The 223-nt window shown below is 63.7% G+C and carries 1 pseudogene; it reads right to left on the minus strand.

The features are described 5' to 3' along the window. Window positions 1-223 (minus strand): annotated as a pseudogene (locus MOV74_RS40545) (acetyl/propionyl-CoA carboxylase subunit alpha); the annotation flags it as partial.

Raw genomic sequence — 223 nt, forward strand, 5'->3', positions numbered from 1 at the left:
TCTTGTCTTGCCCTGCGACGAACTCGACGGTGCCGGCGGAGTCGTAATTCACGGCTTTCGCCAGCGCGACCGCCTGCTCGCCCATCTTGCGACGGGTGGCCTCGTCGAGCAGCGGCGAAGGCGCCTCCTCGATGACCTTCTGGTTGCGGCGCTGGATCGAGCATTCGCGTTCGCCGAGATAGATCACGTTGCCGTGCTTGTCGCCCAGCACCTGAATCTCGAT

This window comes from Bradyrhizobium sp. SHOUNA76, from assembly GCF_023006445.1.
In the GTDB taxonomy this organism is placed as follows: Bacteria; Pseudomonadota; Alphaproteobacteria; order Rhizobiales; family Xanthobacteraceae; genus Bradyrhizobium.